The 17,688-nt window shown below is 71.9% G+C and carries 16 protein-coding genes and 1 pseudogene; 2 read left to right on the plus strand and 15 right to left on the minus strand.

Going from position 1 to position 17,688, the window contains the following annotated elements; all coding sequences use genetic code 11:
* Nucleotides 1-74 precede the first annotated feature (74 nt).
* The 8 genes from GEV43_RS24710 to GEV43_RS24745 all read right to left on the minus strand — a co-directional run bounded on the left by GEV43_RS24710 (nt 75) and on the right by GEV43_RS24745 (nt 8,009).
* Nucleotides 75-1,145 (minus strand): amidinotransferase, encoded by a 1,071-nt coding sequence (locus tag GEV43_RS24710; RefSeq protein WP_160822735.1) that lies wholly within the window; start codon nt 1,143-1,145, stop codon nt 75-77.
* A gap of 105 nt (nt 1,146-1,250) precedes the next feature.
* The gene (locus GEV43_RS24715) at nt 1,251-2,636 is read right to left on the minus strand and encodes an FAD-binding oxidoreductase (protein ID WP_160822736.1); all 1,386 of its coding nucleotides are present in this window, start codon (nt 2,634-2,636) and stop codon (nt 1,251-1,253) included.
* A 12-nt stretch (nt 2,637-2,648) separates the two neighbouring features.
* The gene (locus GEV43_RS24720) at nt 2,649-3,617 is read right to left on the minus strand and encodes a VOC family protein (RefSeq protein ID WP_160822737.1); all 969 of its coding nucleotides are present in this window, start codon (nt 3,615-3,617) and stop codon (nt 2,649-2,651) included.
* 44 nt (nt 3,618-3,661) lie between these two features.
* Nucleotides 3,662-4,465 carry a VOC family protein gene (locus GEV43_RS24725; protein WP_160822738.1) on the minus strand — a complete coding sequence of 268 codons (804 nt, stop codon included), beginning with the start codon at nt 4,463-4,465 and terminating at the stop codon, nt 3,662-3,664.
* 27 nt (nt 4,466-4,492) lie between these two features.
* Complete coding sequence (locus GEV43_RS24730; RefSeq protein WP_309239824.1) at nt 4,493-5,836, minus strand: FAD-binding oxidoreductase; 1,344 nt, start codon at nt 5,834-5,836, stop codon at nt 4,493-4,495.
* Entirely contained in the window at nt 5,779-6,768 is a 990-nt protein-coding gene (locus tag GEV43_RS24735) for a hypothetical protein (protein WP_160822740.1), read from the minus strand. Before GEV43_RS24735 ends, GEV43_RS24730 begins: the two co-directional genes overlap by 58 nt.
* A 513-nt stretch (nt 6,769-7,281) precedes the next feature.
* The gene (locus GEV43_RS24740; protein ID WP_206681264.1) at nt 7,282-7,656 is read right to left on the minus strand and encodes an MmcQ/YjbR family DNA-binding protein; all 375 of its coding nucleotides are present in this window, start codon (nt 7,654-7,656) and stop codon (nt 7,282-7,284) included.
* Nucleotides 7,653-8,009: a glyoxalase/bleomycin resistance/extradiol dioxygenase family protein gene (locus GEV43_RS24745; RefSeq protein ID WP_160822741.1), complete on the minus strand. Its 357-nt coding sequence runs from the start codon at nt 8,007-8,009 to the stop codon at nt 7,653-7,655. The genes GEV43_RS24740 and GEV43_RS24745 overlap by 4 nt, the downstream gene beginning before the upstream one ends.
* Before the next feature lie 306 nt (nt 8,010-8,315).
* Between GEV43_RS24745 and GEV43_RS46965 the strand changes: the two genes are divergently transcribed.
* A complete protein-coding gene (locus GEV43_RS46965) occupies nt 8,316-9,836 on the plus strand; it encodes a DHA2 family efflux MFS transporter permease subunit (RefSeq protein WP_164717210.1) in 1,521 nt (506 codons plus the stop codon).
* A 28-nt stretch (nt 9,837-9,864) separates the two neighbouring features.
* Here the strand turns inward: GEV43_RS46965 and GEV43_RS55105 are convergent, their stop codons facing one another.
* The 5 genes and pseudogenes from GEV43_RS55105 to GEV43_RS24765 form a co-directional block, all read right to left on the minus strand.
* Complete coding sequence (locus tag GEV43_RS55105; protein ID WP_375539104.1) at nt 9,865-10,929, minus strand: BBE domain-containing protein; 1,065 nt, start codon at nt 10,927-10,929, stop codon at nt 9,865-9,867.
* A 6-nt stretch (nt 10,930-10,935) separates the two neighbouring features.
* A pseudogene (locus tag GEV43_RS50955) lies at nt 10,936-11,549 on the minus strand (FAD-binding protein); the annotation flags it as partial.
* A 70-nt stretch (nt 11,550-11,619) separates the two neighbouring features.
* Nucleotides 11,620-13,068 (minus strand): serine hydroxymethyltransferase, encoded by a 1,449-nt coding sequence (gene glyA / locus GEV43_RS24755; RefSeq protein ID WP_160822742.1) that lies wholly within the window; start codon nt 13,066-13,068, stop codon nt 11,620-11,622.
* On the minus strand, nt 13,065-13,775 hold the full coding sequence (locus GEV43_RS24760; RefSeq protein ID WP_160822743.1) for a LysE family translocator: 711 nt from the start codon (nt 13,773-13,775) through the stop codon (nt 13,065-13,067). Before GEV43_RS24760 ends, glyA begins: the two co-directional genes overlap by 4 nt.
* A 69-nt stretch (nt 13,776-13,844) precedes the next feature.
* Nucleotides 13,845-14,609 carry an ArpA protein gene (locus GEV43_RS24765; protein ID WP_160822744.1) on the minus strand — a complete coding sequence of 255 codons (765 nt, stop codon included), beginning with the start codon at nt 14,607-14,609 and terminating at the stop codon, nt 13,845-13,847.
* A gap of 368 nt (nt 14,610-14,977) precedes the next feature.
* Between GEV43_RS24765 and GEV43_RS24770 the strand changes: the two genes are divergently transcribed.
* Entirely contained in the window at nt 14,978-16,396 is a 1,419-nt protein-coding gene (locus GEV43_RS24770; protein ID WP_160822745.1) for a helix-turn-helix domain-containing protein, read from the plus strand.
* A 3-nt stretch (nt 16,397-16,399) separates the two neighbouring features.
* Here the strand turns inward: GEV43_RS24770 and GEV43_RS24775 are convergent, their stop codons facing one another.
* Both GEV43_RS24775 and GEV43_RS24780 read right to left on the minus strand, forming a co-directional pair.
* Nucleotides 16,400-16,783 (minus strand): VOC family protein, encoded by a 384-nt coding sequence (locus GEV43_RS24775; RefSeq protein WP_160822746.1) that lies wholly within the window; start codon nt 16,781-16,783, stop codon nt 16,400-16,402.
* A 109-nt stretch (nt 16,784-16,892) separates the two neighbouring features.
* Nucleotides 16,893-17,645, minus strand: a complete 753-nt coding sequence (locus GEV43_RS24780) for a hypothetical protein (protein ID WP_241683029.1) — start codon at nt 17,643-17,645, stop codon at nt 16,893-16,895.
* Nucleotides 17,646-17,688 lie beyond the last annotated feature (43 nt).

Here is a 17,688-nt window from a genome sequence, read left to right on the forward strand (position 1 = left end):
CTCCGCGCTCTCGGTGTCGCCGGCACCGGTCCGACGGTGGACCGGTGCCGGCGACGGTCCGGGACCGGGCCGCCTCAGGTGTACGACTGGAGCTCCCCGCGCCGGCGGACGTCCAGAGTCGCGCAGTGGAACGAGCCCGCGAAGGCGTAGTAGTTCTCGAACGAGCAGGGGATCGGCTCGAAGCCCCATTCCTCGAACGCCCGCATCAGCGGCTCCTGGCGGCGTTCCACGATGACCCGCTTCTCGTCGAGCATCAGCACGTTCATGCTGATCCACGAGCTGACCGTGCTGAACCCGGCCACGGACGGCACGGGCTCCGGCGGGACCAGCACCTTCCAGGAGCGGAACGCCTCGGGCAGCCCGGCCGGGTCGAAGTACTTGGCGTTGACGAGCATCTTGCCGGGCGCGACCGGCATGAGCGTGGTGTCGATGTGGGCGGCCTGCCCCCACTGCGGCTCGATGAGGTGGACGCGGTAGTCCGGGCCGAGGGTGCGGCGCAGCCACTCGACGCCCGCGAGGTTCGTCACGTGGCTGCGCTGGCCGATGAGGTCCCGGCCGCAGCGGACGAAGTCGGCGGCGTCGAACGTCGGCTCCACCTCCGTCGTGATCCAGCGGGTGGAGTCGCCCTCGGCCGCATCGGCGTCCCGCACGTAGAGCTCGTCGCGCAGCCGGGGCTTCGGCGCCACGGTCCAGCGGGCCCCGGCCGCGAAGTACTCCAGCAGCAGCGGCCGGTACGGCCAGGTCTCGAAGTACCGGCCGCGGTCGGCCATCGGCACCTCGATCAGCTCGTCGCCGACCACGAGCAGCACGTCGCGGGGGTTGGCCGCGCAGAACCCGTTGTCGACCTTCCAGTCCGGCGTGCCGTACGGGGCGGCGAAGTCCATCGGCTCGGGGCGGCGCACCCGGACGCCGGCCGATTCGAGCACGCCCACGAACTCCTCGGCGTCGGCGGCGGCGGCCTCGACCCGGTCCGGCGGGTAGGGGACGCCGCCGCCGGCCCTCAGCTCGTCGAGCTCCCACACCCGTGGCGGGAACGTGATCTCGTTGATCATGTTCCAGGACGGCAGCATGGCGCCGTCGACGATTCCGACGATCACTTCTTCCAGCGGGTCCCACTCGTTGAAGGACGAGACCGTGTTCGGCATGAGCTGGCTCCATCTCGCGGGGTCGGAACGGATATCGCTTCTCGCGCGGGAACGGCCTGACCGCGGCGCGCCCGGCCGCGCGGGGGACGGGGCCGGGCGCGCCTCTCAGGCCGGTCTGATGTTCTGGTTGAGGTGGAACACGTTGTCGGGGTCGTACCGCCGTTTGATCGACGCGAGCCGGGCGTAGGACTCGGGGAGGTAGGCCGCCCGCACCCGCTCCTCTCCCTCGTCCCCCAGCTCGTTGACGTAGACGCCCTCCGAGAACGGCAGCAGCGCCGTCCAGAGGTCGTCGGCCCACCGGATCGCGGCCCGCTCCTCGTCGGGGCGCGTCCACACCGAGTCGATCGAGTAGCTGAACGCGACGCGGCGGTGCCCGAACGCCGTGGCGGCCTCGCCGACGCGCGCCACCGCGCCGCCCAGCGCCGAGATCATGACGATGGACAGCGGCGAGGTGAGCCGCACCGCCTGCCGCGCCAGCACCTCGATCGCCCCGTCGCCCAGCAGCGGGAGGTGCCCGGAGCGGCCGTGCACGCACGAGCCGAAACGCCCCGCCACGTCGTACAGGCGCTGGAGCGTGGTGTAGCGCATCGGCTTGATCCGGTCGACCAGCGGCTCCCCGAGGCCCTTCAGGCGGGCCAGGTCGTGCCGCGCCCGCTCCGCGTCGCCGGTGTGGCAGACCGCGATGGCGACGATCGGCGTGCCGTGCAGGTGCGCGGGCACGAACGGCGCCGGCGGCGCCAGCAGGAAGTTGCACTGGGCGGCCAGCTCGTCCGGGGCGCCCGCCATCAGGTCGCGGTACGTCCGCAGGACCTCCGCGGCCTGGGCGGCGGGGTAGAACGCCGCGCCGCCCAGGACCCGGGGCCCGATCTCGTGCAGCGCGAACTCGAAGCCCGTCGCGATCCCGAAGTTGCCGCCGCCGCCCCGCAGCGCCCAGAACAGGTCCGGGTCGCCGGTCTCGTCGGCGGTCACGGCACGGCCGTCGGCCGTGACGAGGTCGACGGCGAGCACGTTGTCGACGGTCAGGCCGCACTGGCGCATCAGCCAGCCGTACCCGCCGCCGAGCGTCAGGCCGCCGACGCCGGTCGTGGAGATCCGGCCGCCCGTGGTCGCCAGGCCGAACGCCTGCGTCTCGTGGTCCAGCAGCGCCCACGTCACGCCCGCCTGGGCCTGGACGCGGCGGCGCCCAGGGTCCACGCGCACGCCGGCCAGGCCGGACAGGTCGATCATCAGCCCGCCCTCGGTCACGGCGCGGCCGGTCACGTTGTGCCCGGTGCCGCGGACCGACAGCTCCAGCCCGCCCTCGCGGGCGAACCGGACGGCGGCCGCGACGTCGGCCGCGCCCGCGCAGCGCGCGATGAGCCCCGGCCGCCGGTCGATCCGCCCGTTCCACACGCGCCGGGCGGCGTCGTAGCCGGCGTCGCCCGGACGCAGGACGGGACCGTGCAGGACGCGGCCGAGGGCGGCGGCCGAGGCCGCGTTCAGAGACGGCATGGACCGGCGCCGTCAGAGCGCGGTGGCCAGAAGGTTCCTGATCTTCGCGCCGCTCGGGCTCTCCAGGGCCTCGTCCGACGGCTCGTAGAGGTAGAACAGGTGGCCCGAGGGGTCCTCGAACTCGGCGATGGCGCCGATCTGCGACCGCACGATCCCGCGTTCGAACCGGACGCCGCGCTCGGTCAGCCCGGCCACCGTCCGCTCGACGTCCGGGACGTGGAAGACGACGGCCTTGCCCCGCATCCGCGTGGGGTTCATCGTGCGCGGCGGGCACGGGTGGTCGGCGATCTCGTGCTCCTCGCGCACGGTCTCCAGCGCGTGCGTGGTCAGGATGACGCCGCCGGTGTCGTACTTGATGACGCCCTCCTCGTCGGCCGCGGACTCGCGGCTGCACGGCCCGCCCTCCAGGTCCGTCAGCCCGAGGTCGCGGGCGTAGAGCTGGTACGCCTCGTCGGCGCTGCGCACGAACAGGAACAGGTAGATCAGCGGCTTGCCGGCGAGCACGAACTTCTCGCCGTCGTCGCCCCCGGGCACGGACGAGCCGTTGGAGCCGCCGTGGCCGTTGTGGAGCGCGCGGACCGCCTGGATCCGGTCGCCGCTCGGCCAGGTCAGCGACTCGTCGGAGGTCTCGTAGAGGGTGAACCAGTGGCCGTCCGGGTCGTAGAAGTCGGTGATCGCGCCGATCTCGTACCGGTGCGTCTCGGTGAACCGGACGCCGCGCTCCTCCAGCGCGGCGCGCGCCCGGTCCAGGTCCTCCACCAGGAACACGATGTCGGTGGAGTGGTCCTCCCCGTCGTGCAGCTCGATGCCGTAGTCGGACGCCCGGTTGAGGGCCAGGATGACCGATCCGGTGTCGTACTTCACCGAGCCGGAGTCCTCCTCCAGCACGCGCAGCCCGAGCGTGTCCTCGAAGAAGCCGCGCGAGACCCCGAGGTCCCTGACGTAGAGGAAGAGGTAGACGATGCGAGAGTCGGTCAGCATGATGCGGGTTTCCTTTCCCACGTTCCCGGTCGGCGGGCCGTTCGTCAGCGGTGCGCCCGGGGCGCACTCGTCATCAGTTCCATGACCTTCTGGCCGCTGCCCCAGGCGAGGCTCTCGGCCGACGGCTGGTACAGGCAGAGCACGTGCCCGGACGGATCGGTGAAACGGGCCGTGCCGCCGATGTCGCTGAAGCCGAGGCCGCGCGTGCGCAGGCCCCGCGCGGACAGCTCCGCCTCGGCGGCGACGACGTCGGCGGTGTAGAACACGGGCAGGCACGCGTCGTACCTGAGGGGCCTCCCGTCGGGCGCGCTCGTGCCCTGCCGCAGCACCAGGTCGATCGTCCCGGTGCCGAACCGGGCGGACGTCCCGTCCCGGTCGAGCAGGCGCAGCCCGAGCACCGACCCGTAGTACGCCACCGACTCGGCCAGGTCGGCGACCACGAGGACCAGATGGTCCACCTCGGTGGTCAGGCCGCCGTCGCCCGGCGGCGCGTGCTCGAATCCGTAGTGGTGGCCGTCCACGTCGGTGAACAGCCCGCCGGAGCGCCCGCCGAAGTCGTCCAGCCGGGCGAGCTCGTCCGGGCCGAGGCCCGTCCGGCACATCAGCGTCGCCCCGTCGGCCACGGCCTTGCGGAACTTGCGCTCGGCGAAGAGGTTGATCCCGATGATGGTGCCGCCGGCGTCGTACTTGACCAGCCCGTGGTGGTCGTGCGGGGGGTGGAACTGGTTCTCGATGACGCGCAGCCGGAGCACGTCCTCCAGCAGGCGCCGGTGGCGCGGAAGGGAGGAGATGTCGAGGAACACGAACATCAGCGGTGCGTGCGCCAGCCCGCCGTCGGTGCCGTTCATGAGGCCGCTCCTTGTCCCGACCGGATGTCACGAGGGAGTCGTTCTTGCTTCGCGGAGCAGGCGGTCCGGGGCGAAGGACTCCAGCATCATCGGCGTCCGCCCCGTCACGACGGTCTCCGCGAGGGCCCTGCCCGAGCCGAGCGCGGGCGGGATGCCGTGCCCGCCGAACCCGGCGATGACCCACCGGCCCGGCGCGCCGGGCAGCGCGCCCACCACCGGCCGGCCGTCGGGCGTGCAGTCCATGATCCCGGCCCAGCGCCGTCGGGCCGTGACGGGCGGGAAGCCGGGGAAGGTCCTCGGCAGGAACGCGTCCAGGCCCTGGTGGATCAGCGGGTTGACCCGCTCCTCCGCGCTCGCCTCGGCGTCGGGGTCGAGGCCGCGGCAGCCGCCGAGCAGCACCGTGCCGTCCGCGACCTGGCGCCAGTACACGCTGCCGTAGTCGACGGCGAGGGGGAACCCGAACACCGGCGGCAGGGGAGCGGTCGCCAGCATCTGCCCGCGCGCGGGAGTCAGGACGTCCCTCAGCGGCGGCGCCAGCTCGCGCGCCGCCAGACCGCACGCGAAGACCACGTGGTCCGCGCCGATCCGCCCCCGGTCCGTCAGCACCTCGAACCGCGCCCGCGCCGAAGCGCCGATACCCAGGACCCGGGTGCCGGACGCGATCGCCGCGCCGTGGCGGACCGCGGCCGCGGCCAGCCCGTGCACGAGCCGTACCGGATGGATCACGTGCCCGCCGGGGAACCACCTGCCGCCGAAGAAGCGCCGGTCGATCCGGCGGCCGAGCAGCTCCTCGCACGCGGCGAGGTCCAGCGCCTCCACCAGCCGGGCCGGCGCGGGCAGCCGCGCGGCCTCGGCCCGGAAGCGCTCCCAGACCTCGGCGGACGAGGCGAGGGCGAGGTGCCCGCGGCGTTCGTACCCCGCCCGGATCCCCTCCTCCCGCAGGACCGTCAGCGTCAGCTCGCCGTCCTCCACGGGCCGGAGCCCGTTGAGCGACAGCCCCGCGTTGCGGCCGGACGTGCCCCAGGCTGGCCTGCGGGCCTCGACCACGAGCACGTCCACGCCGAGGCGGGCGAGCCAGTACGCGGTGGCCGCCCCCATCAGCCCCGCGCCGACGACGACCGCGTCGGCGCGGGCGGGCAGTACGGCCGGCGGCGCGAACGCGTCGGGGTCCGCGGACTCGAGCCAGTAGGTCGGCGGCCGGCCGCGGCCGGCCGCCGGTCCGGGCTCGGCACGGGCCGACCGGCCCTCGGCGCGCGAGGGCCGGCCGGTACGCGATCTGCCGTCATGGGGTACGTCCCGTCGGGGCGGATGGGTCAGTCGCTCGCCAGGACGGGCTCGACGTCCTCGCCGCCGCGGGTCCGCTGGTTCCACTCTTCGAGGATCTCGAAGATGTCGGACGGCGGCGTGTTGAGCACGTCGGCGTAGATCTCGTCGTCCTTGGTGACGACGATGTCGAACGCCGTGAGCTCGCCGGGGGTGAGGGTGCCGACCCGGTTGCCGGTCTCCTCGTGGATGAGCGCGACGGGCCCGGTGGGCGAGTGGAAGTGCGTCCCGACCGGCGGGTAGTGCTCGACCTTCGCCGGGCCGAAGATCAGCGGGGTGTCCGGGTCGGTGAGGACCGGCCCCATGGCGGTCTTGATGCGCCAGCCGACGCGCCAGATCGCGGTTCCGGGGAAGTCGTTCTCGCCGCCGTTGGACTTGACGATGCCGTCGTTCGGCACGTTGAAGTTCTGCTCGACGCGGATCGGGCCGAGCCCGGCCTGGATGATCTCTCCGCCGTGCATGAGGATCTTCAGGTACATCTCGTTCTTGCCGTCGCCGTCGAGGTCCATCTGCGGGCTGCGGTGCATGAGCACCACGCCGTTCTTGACGCTCATCTGGTAGTTCTCGACGATGCCGTCGACCGTGAGCAGGCACGAGCAGACGCCCTTGAGCAGTTCCACGCCGCCGATGCCCGGGAAGTTGGTGTTGAATCCCCGGACCGCCTGGGTGTATTCCTCGATGGTCTTGTTCACGGTGAGGGCCGAGATGCGGTCGGTCAGCGCGCGGTAATCGGCGTCGGTGGACGCGTTCACCTTGTCCTGGACGGACCGCCACCGGAATACCTCGACGACCTTCACGACGGATCCGCCGTTGCGCGCGCTGCGCAGGACCTCGACGGGGTAGTCGCCCGCGTGGCCCTTCTCGCGCAGCAGGGCCCACTTGCTCCGGACTTGGCTGACCAGCTCTTCGACCTTGGCCGGCTCGGTCTCGTACGTCTCCATCTGTACGAGGGTCTCGTTGCGGTACAGGTTGCCCAACATGTGGCGTCTCCTTCGCTTGTGGGCGCCATTTACCGTTGGTCCGAAAATGAATTCGGGCACAATTGACCGACGTTCCGATTCCCTTGGGTGGTCGACAACATAAATGTCCGGCCGCCGGATCTCTTACTGGCCACATACTTTCATCGGGGCGCGGCGAGATGTCTTCTCGTGGATTGCCTTCGTTTCCGCGGGCGGCGGGGCCGCGGCCGGCGCCGCCCCGCGCCCCGCGGCCTCAGGCTCCGGGCGGGACCGCGCGGGCGCGCGCGTCGGGTGCGGCGGGCGGAGGCGTCGTCCGGGGCGGCGCGCACACGCGAGGCGTGGAGTGGCGCGGCGGCGCGGAACGGAGCGCATGCGAAAAGGCGCGGCGTCATGCCCGCCGGGCGGATCGGCGGGCGGCCGCGTACGGCGCGAGCGTCTCGCGCGGTGATGACGTGCGGTGAGGCCACGCAGCGGTGCGCGCGGTGGTGCGCGCGGTGGTGCGGGCGGCGCGGCGTGGAGGCCGGAGGAGCGGGCCTAGTCGGTCTTGGACTCCTCCGCCAGGACCTGGCGGGCCAGGCGCTTCGGCGCGACGAGGGTGTAGGAGGTGCGGATCCACTCGGTGATCTCGCGCCAGCGCTGCTCGTCGAGGTCGTCGCCGAACCGGATGTCGACCCAGCCGTGGCGGCCGAGGCCGTATCCCGCGGGCTTGGCGCGCTCGTCGGTGGCGATGACCGCGGCGGCCTCCTCCTTGGGGAGCTTCACGCACACGCCGGTGGCCTCGGGGTCGGTGAAGATGAACGCCTTGTTGTTGACCCGGAACGTGGGCTCGCCGTCCCACGCCTCGATGTCGACCCGCTTGGTGTCGGGAAGGGCGGCGACGATCCGCTCCAGCCTGTCCATGTTGCTCATGAGTGCTCGCCCTGCTCGGACGGCGCCTGGATCCGGATGATGCGCCCGTCGGGGTCGCGGACGGTCATCACCTCGGTGCCCCAGTGCGTCGTGGTGAACGGCCGCACCACGTCGACCGCGGCGTCCGGCCGGACGTCCTTCGCGTCGGCGACGCCCAGGTAGAGGTCCATGGCCAGCGGGTCGTCGAGCGACTGCTGCGCCAGATAGATGCGCGAACCGTTGGGCGCGACGAGGATCCCGCTTTGGTGGTCGGTCTCGAACTCCATTTTGAAGCCCAGCCCTTGCCAGAACGCGAGACTCCGGTCCCAGTCGTGGGTCTCTATGTAAATCAGCTCAAAGCCTTGCGAGGTCACCGTGCCGTCTCCTTCGGTCGGTCCTCCGCACTTGGTGCGGGGCGCTTCGCGTGCGACGTGCCGTTCGGTGTCACGGCCAGTCTGCCGGACTCTTTCCTGGATTCGCAATATGTGTTTCAATCGGCGTCACCGCCAATCGGCATCGCTCGGAAGGTCGTCGGTGCGCTTCCAAACCGGATCTTCACGCAGGTTCCGGCGTTCCTTCCGTGGACCCTGGTCGGCGCCCGTCAGATCGCGGCTCCCGCTACAGAAGTTTCAACCGGTCCAAGGGTAACGCGGATCCGATCCCGCAGAGGTGGAGCGTCCATGGTTACGAACGGTCAAGAGGCCGGCGCGCGGGCCGGTTACGGCTGGACGGTCGGGGTCGCCTCGATCGTGGCGTTCATGGTCGGTCTCGACGTTCTGGCCATCATGACCGCGCTGCCGACGCTCCACGAGGAGCTCGACGCCGGGACCGAGGGCCTCGGCTGGACGATCAACGCCTACGAGATCGGCCTCGGCGCGCTCATCCTCGTCGGCGCGGCGCTGGGCGACCGCTACGGCAGGACGGCGCTGTTCATCGCCGGCGTCGGCGTGTTCACGCTCGCTTCGGCCTGGGCCGCGACGGTGTCCAGCGTCGAGATGCTCATCGCCGCCCGCGCCGTCCAGGGCATGGGGGGCGGCATCGCGACCGCGCTCGGCCTCGCGATCATCTCCGCCGCCACCCCGCCGGCCAAGCGGGGCGCCGCGTTCGGCGTCTGGGGCGCGGCGACGGGGATGTCGGTGGCGCTGGGCCCGCTGATCGGCGGCGCGATCATCGACGTGTGGACCTGGCAGGCGATCTTCTGGGTGAACGTCCCGGTCGGGGCCGTCCTGATCCTGCTCAGCCTCTGGAAGCTGAACGAGAGCCGCGGCGACTCGTTCAACATCGACGTGCTCGGGCTGATCCTGTCGACCTCGGGCGCCGTCGTCCTCTCCCAGGCCATCATCCGAGGCGGCGACGCGGGCTGGACCTCGCCGTCGATCCTGCTGGGGATCGCCGCGGGCGTGGTCCTGCTCGCGGCGTTCGTGGAGTCGCAGCGCCGCGGGAGGACCCCGATGCTGCCGCTGGAGATGTTCCGCAACCTCAGCTTCACCGGCGGGTGCGGAGCGAGCTTCGGGCTGGCCGTCGGGCTGTTCGGCCACGGGTTCATCTTCGCGCAGTACCTCCAGCTCGCGCTGGGCCACGATCCGCTCGGAGTGGGGGTCCGCCTGCTGCCGTGGGTCGCGCTGGCGCCGATCGTCTCCCCGGTCGCCGGCCAGATCGCCGACCGGATCGGCGAACGGCCGCTGGTGGTCACCGGGCTGGTGCTCTACCTCGGCTCGTTCTTCGCGATCGGCTTCATCTCCCTGGCCGGCGGCGGCTACGGCGCGATGATCGTGCCGCTCTTCATCGCGGGCGTGGGGGTGTCCGCCGCGTTCCCCACCGTCGCGTCGGCGGTGATGCGGTCGGTGGACGGGTCGCGCTACGCCGTGGCCGCCGGGGTGAGCAACACGATCCGCCAGCTCGGCGCGGTCCTCGGCGTGGCGGTGGCCGCGGCCACCTTCTCCACCTTCGGCGGGTTCGGCTCTCCGGACGACGTCACGGACGGATTCGGTCCGGCCGTTCTGGTGGTCTCGGTACTGGCCCTGAGCGGGCTGGTCGCGGCCGCCGCGATCCGTCCGCCCGCCCCGTCCGTGCCCGAGGCCGAGGCCGCCGCCCCGGGCCCCGACCCCGGCCCCGACCCCGGCCCCGGTCCCGGCCCCGGTCCCGGCCCCGGTCCCGGCCCCGGTCCCGGTCCCGGTCCCGAAGACCGCGCCGTCTCCTGACCCCTCGGCCCGCAGGCCGCGGGATCGTTCAACGGCCGGGCGGGCGCACGGAGAGGGTGTGCTTGAAGACGTCGCGCGGGTCCCAGCGGGCCTTCACCTGCTGGAGCTTCGGGTAGTTGTCCTTGTAGTAGAGCTGCGACCAGGGCGTCTGGGAGGTGTTCCACTTCGGGTCGGCGACGTCCACGTCGGCGTAGTTGATGAAGCACCCGTCGGTCTCGTCGTTGGGCACCGGGACCCCGCCGGTGCCGGCGTAGACGTCCCGGTAGAACTCCCGCATCCAGCCCAGGTGCTTGGCGTCCTCGGCCGGATCGGTCCAGAAGTTCAGGTAGTTGAGCTTGAGGATCGAATCGCGGTGGGCGAGCGCGGTCGCCGGGGACGGCACGGTGTTGATCTGGCCGCCGTGGGCCATCACCTGCACGATCGCCCCCGGGTGGCCGTAGTCGTCCCGCGTCAGGTGCTTGTAGAACGTGGCGGCGTGCCGGTCCGAGAAGTTCTTGCGGTGGAAGGCCGACTTGCCCTTGAAGCGGGTCGTGTTGTCGGGCGCGGAGTAGCCCGGCCACTGCGTCGCCGAATGCAACCACGGCAACCGCCGCCGGTCGAGAACGCGCAGCGAGGTGCCCACTCCCTCGTGGACGGCGGCCAGGTACTCGTCCAGCAGCCGTTCGGCGTCCGGCAGCCGCGCGTCGATCTGGGTGACCATGGTGCAGACGCCCGACGCCTTGTGGATGAGGTTGAGGTAGGCGAACATCCGCGCGTACGGCGTGCCGGGCGCGCTGTTGCGCTCGTAGAAGGCGCCGTAGTTCTTCATGATCCTGCCGAACGACGTCTCGTTCAGCTCGGGCCAGCCCCAGGCCACCGTGCTCACCAGCATCTCGGACGGCGCCTTGGGCAGCAGTTGCGCCGGTTGCGCGCGGGTGGCCCCGGGGGAGCGGAACCAGTACTTGGTCACCACGCCGAAGTTGCCGCCGCCGCCCCCGGTGTGCGCCCACCACAGGTCCCGGTTCGGGTCGCCGGCGTCGCGGGTGGCGACGACCGCGCGTGCGGTGCCGTTCGCGTCCACCACCACGACCTCGACCGCGTACAGGTGGTCCACCGTCGCCCCGTGCCACCGCGACAACTGGCCGACACCGCCGCCGACGACATGCCCGCCGATGCCGACGGTCGGGCACGCGGAACCGGGGAGCGTGACGCCCCACTGCTTGTCGAGCCCCCGGTACGCGTCGCCGAGCGTCGCCCCGGCTCGACCGCGAACGCCCCGCGCTGCCGGTCGTGGTAGACGGCGTTGAGCCGCGACAGGTCGATCACCAGCCGGACGGCGGGGTCGCCGACGAAGTTCTCGTAGCAGTGGCCGCCGCTGCGGACCGCGACCCTCTTCCCGGTGCGGACGGCCTCCTGGACGCTCGCGACGACCTGGGCCGTGGAGGTGACGACGTGCACCGCGTCCGGGGTGCCGACCCACCGCTGGTTGGAGCCCCAGACCAGCGTGGGATAGCGAGGGTCGTCCTTGGTCACGACGGCGGGGCCGGACCGCGGCGCGCCGCCCGCGGCGGCTCCCGCCGCCGCTTCCTGCGGCTGGGCGACCAGGGAGGCCGCGCCGACCGTGGCGGACCCGGCGACGAACTTCCGGCGGGAAAGGCTGCTCATGGCGGCACGTCCTTTCAATGGCGACGAACGTCTGGGAGGAGGGGGAACGATCGGTTGCGTCGGTTGCATCGGTTGCGGAACGGACGGGCGCCCGATCTGACGACGGACGGGACGGGACGGGGCCCGGCCCGGCGACAGGTCAGGCGGACGTCTGGCCTGAAGGCTTCGCGGCGACCTCTGCGGATTCGGCGGATTCGGCGGGCTCCACAGCGGGCTCGGCGGATTCGGCGGATTCGGTGGGACGGCGGGGGCGGGGGGCGCCGGTGCCGAAGGTGTAGTGCAGGGTCTGGAAGCCCGAGCGGAGGTCCTCGACCTCGCGGCGGATCCTGTTCACCGGCTCGCGTTCGATCAGGGCCCTGCGCATCAGGCGGGCCACGGCGTCCAGTTCGGCCGCGCCGAATCCGAGGCGGGTGACTTCGGTCGTGCCGATGCGGATACCGCCGGGTTCGGCGTCCGGGGAGTCGGGGTCGGACGGCAGCAGCATCTTGTTGACCATGATGTTGGCCTCTTCCAGCGTCCGCGCCACGGCGAGGCCGCCGCCGAGGCTCCGCACGTCGGCCATCACCTGGTGGGTGCGGGTGTAGCCGCGGTTCGCGCAGAGCACCCTGAACCCCTGGTCGGCGAGGGACCGGGCGAACGACCTGGCGTTGGCGACCGTCCGCCGCATGTAGTCGGCGCCGAACTCCAGCATCTCGGCGGTCGCCACGGCCAGGGCGGCGACGCGGTTCATCTGGTGGGACCCGGTGAGCACGGGGAAGATGGCGGTGCTGACCGGTTCGGTGAGGTCCGGATCGTTCCAGGCGATGATCCCGCCCTGGGGGCCGCTGAAGGTCTTGCCGCTGGAGCCGGTCAGGATGTCGGCGCCCTCGTCCAGCGGGTTGGGGTGGCAGCCGCCGGCGATCAGCCCCGCCTGGTGCGCCCCGTCGAAGTACAGCCGCCCTCCCCAGGGGGCGACGGTCTCCTTCAGCTCGCGGACGGGCAGCGGGAACAGGACCATCGTCTGGTTGAGCGAGACCAGCCGGGGGCGGAGGCGTTCGGCCTCCCGCCGGAACGCGTCGAGGTCGACCTCCAGCTCGTCCAGGTCGAACGGGATGTCCGCCACCCGGAGCCCGCGCGCTCCGCCGGGCCCGTCCGAACGGCCGCTGGAGTCGCCCCCGGCCGGAGGCGGGACGCTCATCATCAGGTCGCCGGGCCGGGCGAGCGCCGTGTAGGCGACCATGCAGCCCGCCATCCCGCCGAGCATGCGCTGGTCGGCCCATCCGGCGCCGAACGCCTCCTTGAGCAGTTCCACGCAGAGGGCCTCGACCTCGTCGGCGTGGCGCAGCCCGGGGAAGCAGCGGGAGTCCGCGCCGATATGGCCGCCGGACGCCCGGGTGCCGATCTCCGACGACAGCAGCGCGCGGACGGCCGGGCTCGTCGGGCTCTCCGCGGCGATCAGGTTGACGCACTTCTGGCCGCGCCAGCGCCCGTTCCGGCGCACCAGCTCGTGGACGCGCGCGGCGGCCCCGGCGCCGCCGTGCTCGTCGAGGAACTCCCGGGCGGCCCGCAGCGCTTCGCGGTCGTGTTCGGTGCCCTTGGTGAACGTCACGAATGGCCTCCGGTGGCAGTGAGGGCGGGTCCGACGATGACGACCGTGACGCCGACCAGCACGGCCGCGAACACCCTGTTGGTGACGAGCGCCGCGCGGGGACCGGCGAGGACCCTCCGGAGCCGGTCGCCCGCGTAGCACCACGCCAGGTCGACGCCGAACTCGATGCTCAGCAGGACCAGCGTCACCACGAGGACGTTCTCGGCGGGGCGGGGGCCGGTGCGCACGAACTCGGCGACCAGGGCGATCGTCAGCAGATAGATCTTGGGGTTGATGATGTTGAGGACGACGCCGTGGCGGTAGCCGAACGACGCCGCGGGCGGCGGCGCGGTCGCGCCGGGCTCGGCGCGACCGCCCGCGGGGCCGTCGGGCCCGCCGGTGCCGTCCGCGCCGCCGGGCCCGGCGGCGCTCCCGCCCGTCAGGGTCCTCTTCCGCACCAGCTGGCAGGCCAGGTAGAGCAGGTAGCAGGCACTGCCGATCTGGAGCGCGAGCAGGGCGCCCGGGGCGCGCACGAGGAACACGCCGACCCCCGCGACGGCCAGCGCGAGGCTCACGAGGACCCCGGTGGTCAGCCCGAGGACGTAGGGGACGGAACGGCGGACGCCGAGGTTCGCGCCGCACGCGGCGAGCGTGATCGTGGCGGGGCCCGGCGTCGCGAGGAGCGTGACGCAGAGCACCGCCAACGTCACGATCCTGTCGGCGCCCATCCCGCCCCCACGGCGCGGACGGGGTCCCCGGCCGGAGCGCGGACCCCGCGCGGTGACGGCCGGCGCGCGTCAGTCCTGCGTCGCCTTGGCGGCCGAGACCTCACTGTCCTCCCACCACCGGTCGTCGCCCTCCTTGCCGGCTTCGAGGTCCTTGCGCGCCGCCCACGTCAGGTTGACGATCACCCGGGTGGCGTCCTCCCGCAGCGGGACCGTCCGGTGCAGGGTGGTGTCGGTGCGCAGGAAATAAATGTCGCCCGGAACGAACCCGTGGGTCGCGATCAGGTTGTCGCACAGGTACCGGTGGACGCCGGGATTGGACTTGTCCCAGATCGTGTGCGGCACGCACTGCAACATTCCGCCGACCTCGACGTCCGGGGTCTCCACGATCCAGATGAGCGCGAAGCTGAAGTCGCCCCAGTGCCAGCCGTGCGTGTCGCCCTTGCGCTCCTGCCGCGTGATGAGGAACTCCTCGTCCTTGGCCGGGCACGGGTACAGCGGCTCGCCCGCGATCTCACTCAGCGTCTTGAGCAGCGGCTCGGACCGGTAGAGCCGGGTGACGAACTCGCTCTCCTTCGCGATCAGCTCGCTGCGGACGACGCTCATGAAGCGCGGGGTGTTGCCGGTGGTGCCGAGCACCAGGTCGCGGCGCTCGGCGTGCAGGTCGAGAAGCCGGTTGACCTCGGCCCGCATCGCGGTGCGGACCTCGTCGGTGACGATTTCGGGAATCTTGATGAAGCCGTCGCGGTGGAAACGGTTGCGCAGGTGCCGCACCTTTTCCGGGGTGAATTGCTCGGCCACGTGTTCGGCCAGGTTGGGCGCTGACTGCTCGGACACGGCATCTCCTCTTGGTCGGTCGGACACGGGTGGCCGAGCGGTGACCGAACGGGCATCGACAAGCGGCTCGGCTTCGGGATCCTCGGCCCCTGGCGCACCGGCAATGCCTCCCGCACCGGTTAACGCACCGTCATGACGCGAGCGTAGAGATCAGTCTCCGAAGAAGGCTTCTCGGCGTTTGCTCTTGAGCCGTGATTCGGGCGTCCGGTACCGGCCCTTCGTGAGGGCCGCTCAGCGCACGGTGACCGTCCCGCGTCGGCCAGATCGGGCGCTTGACTGTACGGTTTTCTAGCTATCTACTGCGATTAATCCCCACTTCGCGCGGAATGCCGGTCTGGAACCATGCAGCGTGCTTCGAAGGAGTCGCGATGGCGCACATCGCCCTGCCGCCCGAACTCCCGCCCGGCACCCTGGGGCTCGCGCAGTACCGCCCCGAGACCGGCCGCCCGCTCACCGAGCTCGTGGAAGCGCTGCTGCACGCCCCCGGCGATCTCGGCCGCGCGGACCGCGCGCTGATCGCCGCCTACGTCTCCGTCCTGAACGACAGCAGGTTCTGCGCCTCCACCACCACGGAGGTGTGCGCCCAGCTGCTGCCCGAGGGGCGTCCCCTGGTCGACAAGATCCTGGCCGATCCCGCCAGCGCCCCGATCTCCTCCAAGCTGAGGGCCCTGCTGGCGATCGCCAAGGCCGTCCGGGACAGCGGGCACGCGGTGACCGGCGAGGTCGTCGGCGCGGCGCGGCGCGCCGGGGCGACCGACGTCGAGATCCACGACGCCGTGCTGATCGCCGCCGTGTTCAGCATGCTCAACCGGTACAACGACGGCCTGGCGGCGGAGCAGCGGAGGGACGCCCCCGCGTGCCGTCCCGCGGCGGGCGGGCCGCCGTCCCCGCGCCGCGCGCCGGAGGAGACGGCGGAGGCGGAGCGCCTGGCCGAAGCGGCGGGGACCTTGGCCGAGGAGGCGGGGGAGGACCTCTCCCACGTCGACATCGAGAACGGCCGGGCGTGGACGACCGAATTGCGGAGCACGGCCGTCGCCCGCGCCATCGGCCGGATGAACGAGCGGCTCGACGAGTCGCACGAACTGCACGACATCGCGCAGACGGTGTTCATGAGCCCGTTCCATTTCCACCGCATCTTCCGGACGACCTGCGGCACGTCCCCTGGCCGGTTCCTGACCGCCCTGCGTATGGCACGCGCCAAACGGCTCCTGATCGAGACCTCGATAACGTCCACCGAGGTCGGTCTCAAAGTCGGATATTCCAGTTTCGGCACCTTCACCACAACGTTTACGAAACTCGTCGGCCTGCCTCCGGGGAAATTCAGGGCCTGTGTCCGCCCCATCGCCGACGTGCCGATCCACATCCTGCTCGGCGACCTGATCAGCGGGGACGGCCACGGCGCGGACGGCGGAATCCGCGGCTGGCTCGAAGCCCGGCCCGACGGGACGAACGGGGTGGCATTGGTGGGGCTTTTCCCGTCCGGAATACCGCAGGAGCCGGTGGCCTGCGCGGGACTGGCCCCGCCGGGGCCCGTCCATCTGCCGAAGGTGTCGGCCACCGGGGCCGTGACGGCGCTCGCGGTGAGCGTACGGGCGGACGCGTCGGTCCGGGAGGTCCTGACCGAAAGCCCCAGAGCGGCGTTCTACGTCGGCGCCGCCGAGGACCCCATCGACCTGGACCAGGCGGCCGGCGAACGGCCCTTCCGGATCGCCCTGCGCGAACGGCGGCTCACCGACCCGCCGATCCTGCTGGCGTTCCCGTTGCTGCTCAACGCCGCCCGGACGTGACCGCTACGGCCGGGTGAACAGCGTGGTGCTGTCCACGAAGCAGATCGGATTGCCGAACGGGTCCTTGCCGTAGAAGCTCCGCTCGCCCCACGTGCGCGTCTTGATCTCGCCGACCGACAGCCCGCCCGCGGCGTTCACCCGCCCGCACACCGATTCGAGGTCGGAGACGGCGAAGTAGACATGGCCCGGATTGGCGCGGAAGGCGCCTCGCGCGTCGCCGTCGGCCACCGCGTCGTAGCACACCAGGATCGTGCCGTCGCAGTCGAAGTAGTGGCGCCCTTCGGAGATGCGCTCCCCGGCGTCGTCGAACACGTGGCCGTAGAAGGCCGTTGCTCGCTTCATGTCGGACACCGGAACGATGATCCGATACAGCCGCGCGGTGGCCATGACCCTTGCGCTCCCACGGTGACCTGGAATGGAACCCGGCCATCCTAGCCGAGCACCGCTCCGGCCTCCGGGCGTTCGCGAGGTGCCGGGTCGGCGGCCGGCGTGGGCGTCATCCTCCGTCGCGGTCCCGCGTCCGCCTCGCGCTCCCGAAGGTCCTGACGTGCTGGCGCCGCTTCTCGTCCTTCACCACGACGCCGAGCCGGGCCAGTTCATCGCGGAGCTCCCGAACGTCGTCGCCGGAGCCGTCCTTCTCCAGCGCCTCCTGGCGGGCCTTGAGGAGGGCGTTCGCTCCGTCCGGGAGGCCGGGAAGGTCCGGTACCCAGCGGCGGAAGTCGTCCTTGTACGGGTCCGCGTCCGCCCACGCGTACCCGTGCCGAACGAACGCGTCGGCAACGCGGTCGGTGTTGAGGTCGTACTCGTGCCGGGCGAGTTCTCCGCCGTCGTGGCCGAGGACGACCAACTGCTTGCCGTCTCGGAGAACGGTGGCGACGGCCTCCCGCGAGAGCTCTTGCCGACGGCCCTCGCGAACGAGCACGACCGTTTCGTTCGAAAGGCTGATCGCCAACTGCTCATGCTGGGCGATGGCTCCGAGGACGAGGCCCGCCAGGAAACCGGCGACGGGCAGCACCACATCGGGGAGCGACGCGACCAACTCCGTCGGCTTCTGCATCGGCGTCCAGGACAGCGTCACCAGCCAGTCGGCCAGCAGACCGACGAGCCAGCCGACGCCCGCCCCCAGCACCGCGAACACGAGGTAGACGCCCGCAGTCCTCCAAGCCGGTTCGCGCAGCTCGGTGAGCTTGCCACCTTGCGGTTCCCGTTCGGATTCCTTGCGCATGTCCATGCTTCTCTCCTCGCCCATGTGGTCCTCCACGCCGAGGGTCGCGCTCCACCGCCCGGCGCCG

It is taken from the genome of Actinomadura sp. J1-007 (assembly GCF_009793335.1).
Lineage (GTDB): Bacteria > Actinomycetota > Actinomycetes > Streptosporangiales > Streptosporangiaceae > Spirillospora > Spirillospora yumaensis.

Bases quoted from the DNA above. Each gene is read 5' to 3' on its own strand.
- GEV43_RS24710 (WP_160822735.1), bottom strand. From the start codon at position 1,145: ATGCCGAACACGGTCTCGTCCTTCAACGAGTGGGACCCGCTGGAAGAA.
- GEV43_RS24715 (WP_160822736.1), bottom strand. From the start codon at position 2,636: ATGCCGTCTCTGAACGCGGCCTCGGCCGCCGCCCTCGGCCGCGTCCTG.
- GEV43_RS24720 (WP_160822737.1), bottom strand. From the start codon at position 3,617: ATGCTGACCGACTCTCGCATCGTCTACCTCTTCCTCTACGTCAGGGAC.
- GEV43_RS24725 (WP_160822738.1), bottom strand. From the start codon at position 4,465: ATGAACGGCACCGACGGCGGGCTGGCGCACGCACCGCTGATGTTCGTG.
- GEV43_RS24735 (WP_160822740.1), bottom strand. From the start codon at position 6,768: ATGTTGGGCAACCTGTACCGCAACGAGACCCTCGTACAGATGGAGACG.
- GEV43_RS24740 (WP_206681264.1), bottom strand. From the start codon at position 7,656: ATGAGCAACATGGACAGGCTGGAGCGGATCGTCGCCGCCCTTCCCGAC.
- GEV43_RS46965 (WP_164717210.1), top strand. From the start codon at position 8,316: ATGGTTACGAACGGTCAAGAGGCCGGCGCGCGGGCCGGTTACGGCTGG.
- GEV43_RS24760 (WP_160822743.1), bottom strand. From the start codon at position 13,775: ATGGGCGCCGACAGGATCGTGACGTTGGCGGTGCTCTGCGTCACGCTC.
- GEV43_RS24770 (WP_160822745.1), top strand. From the start codon at position 14,978: ATGGCGCACATCGCCCTGCCGCCCGAACTCCCGCCCGGCACCCTGGGG.
- GEV43_RS24775 (WP_160822746.1), bottom strand. From the start codon at position 16,783: ATGGCCACCGCGCGGCTGTATCGGATCATCGTTCCGGTGTCCGACATG.
- GEV43_RS24780 (WP_241683029.1), bottom strand. From the start codon at position 17,645: ATGGGCGAGGAGAGAAGCATGGACATGCGCAAGGAATCCGAACGGGAA.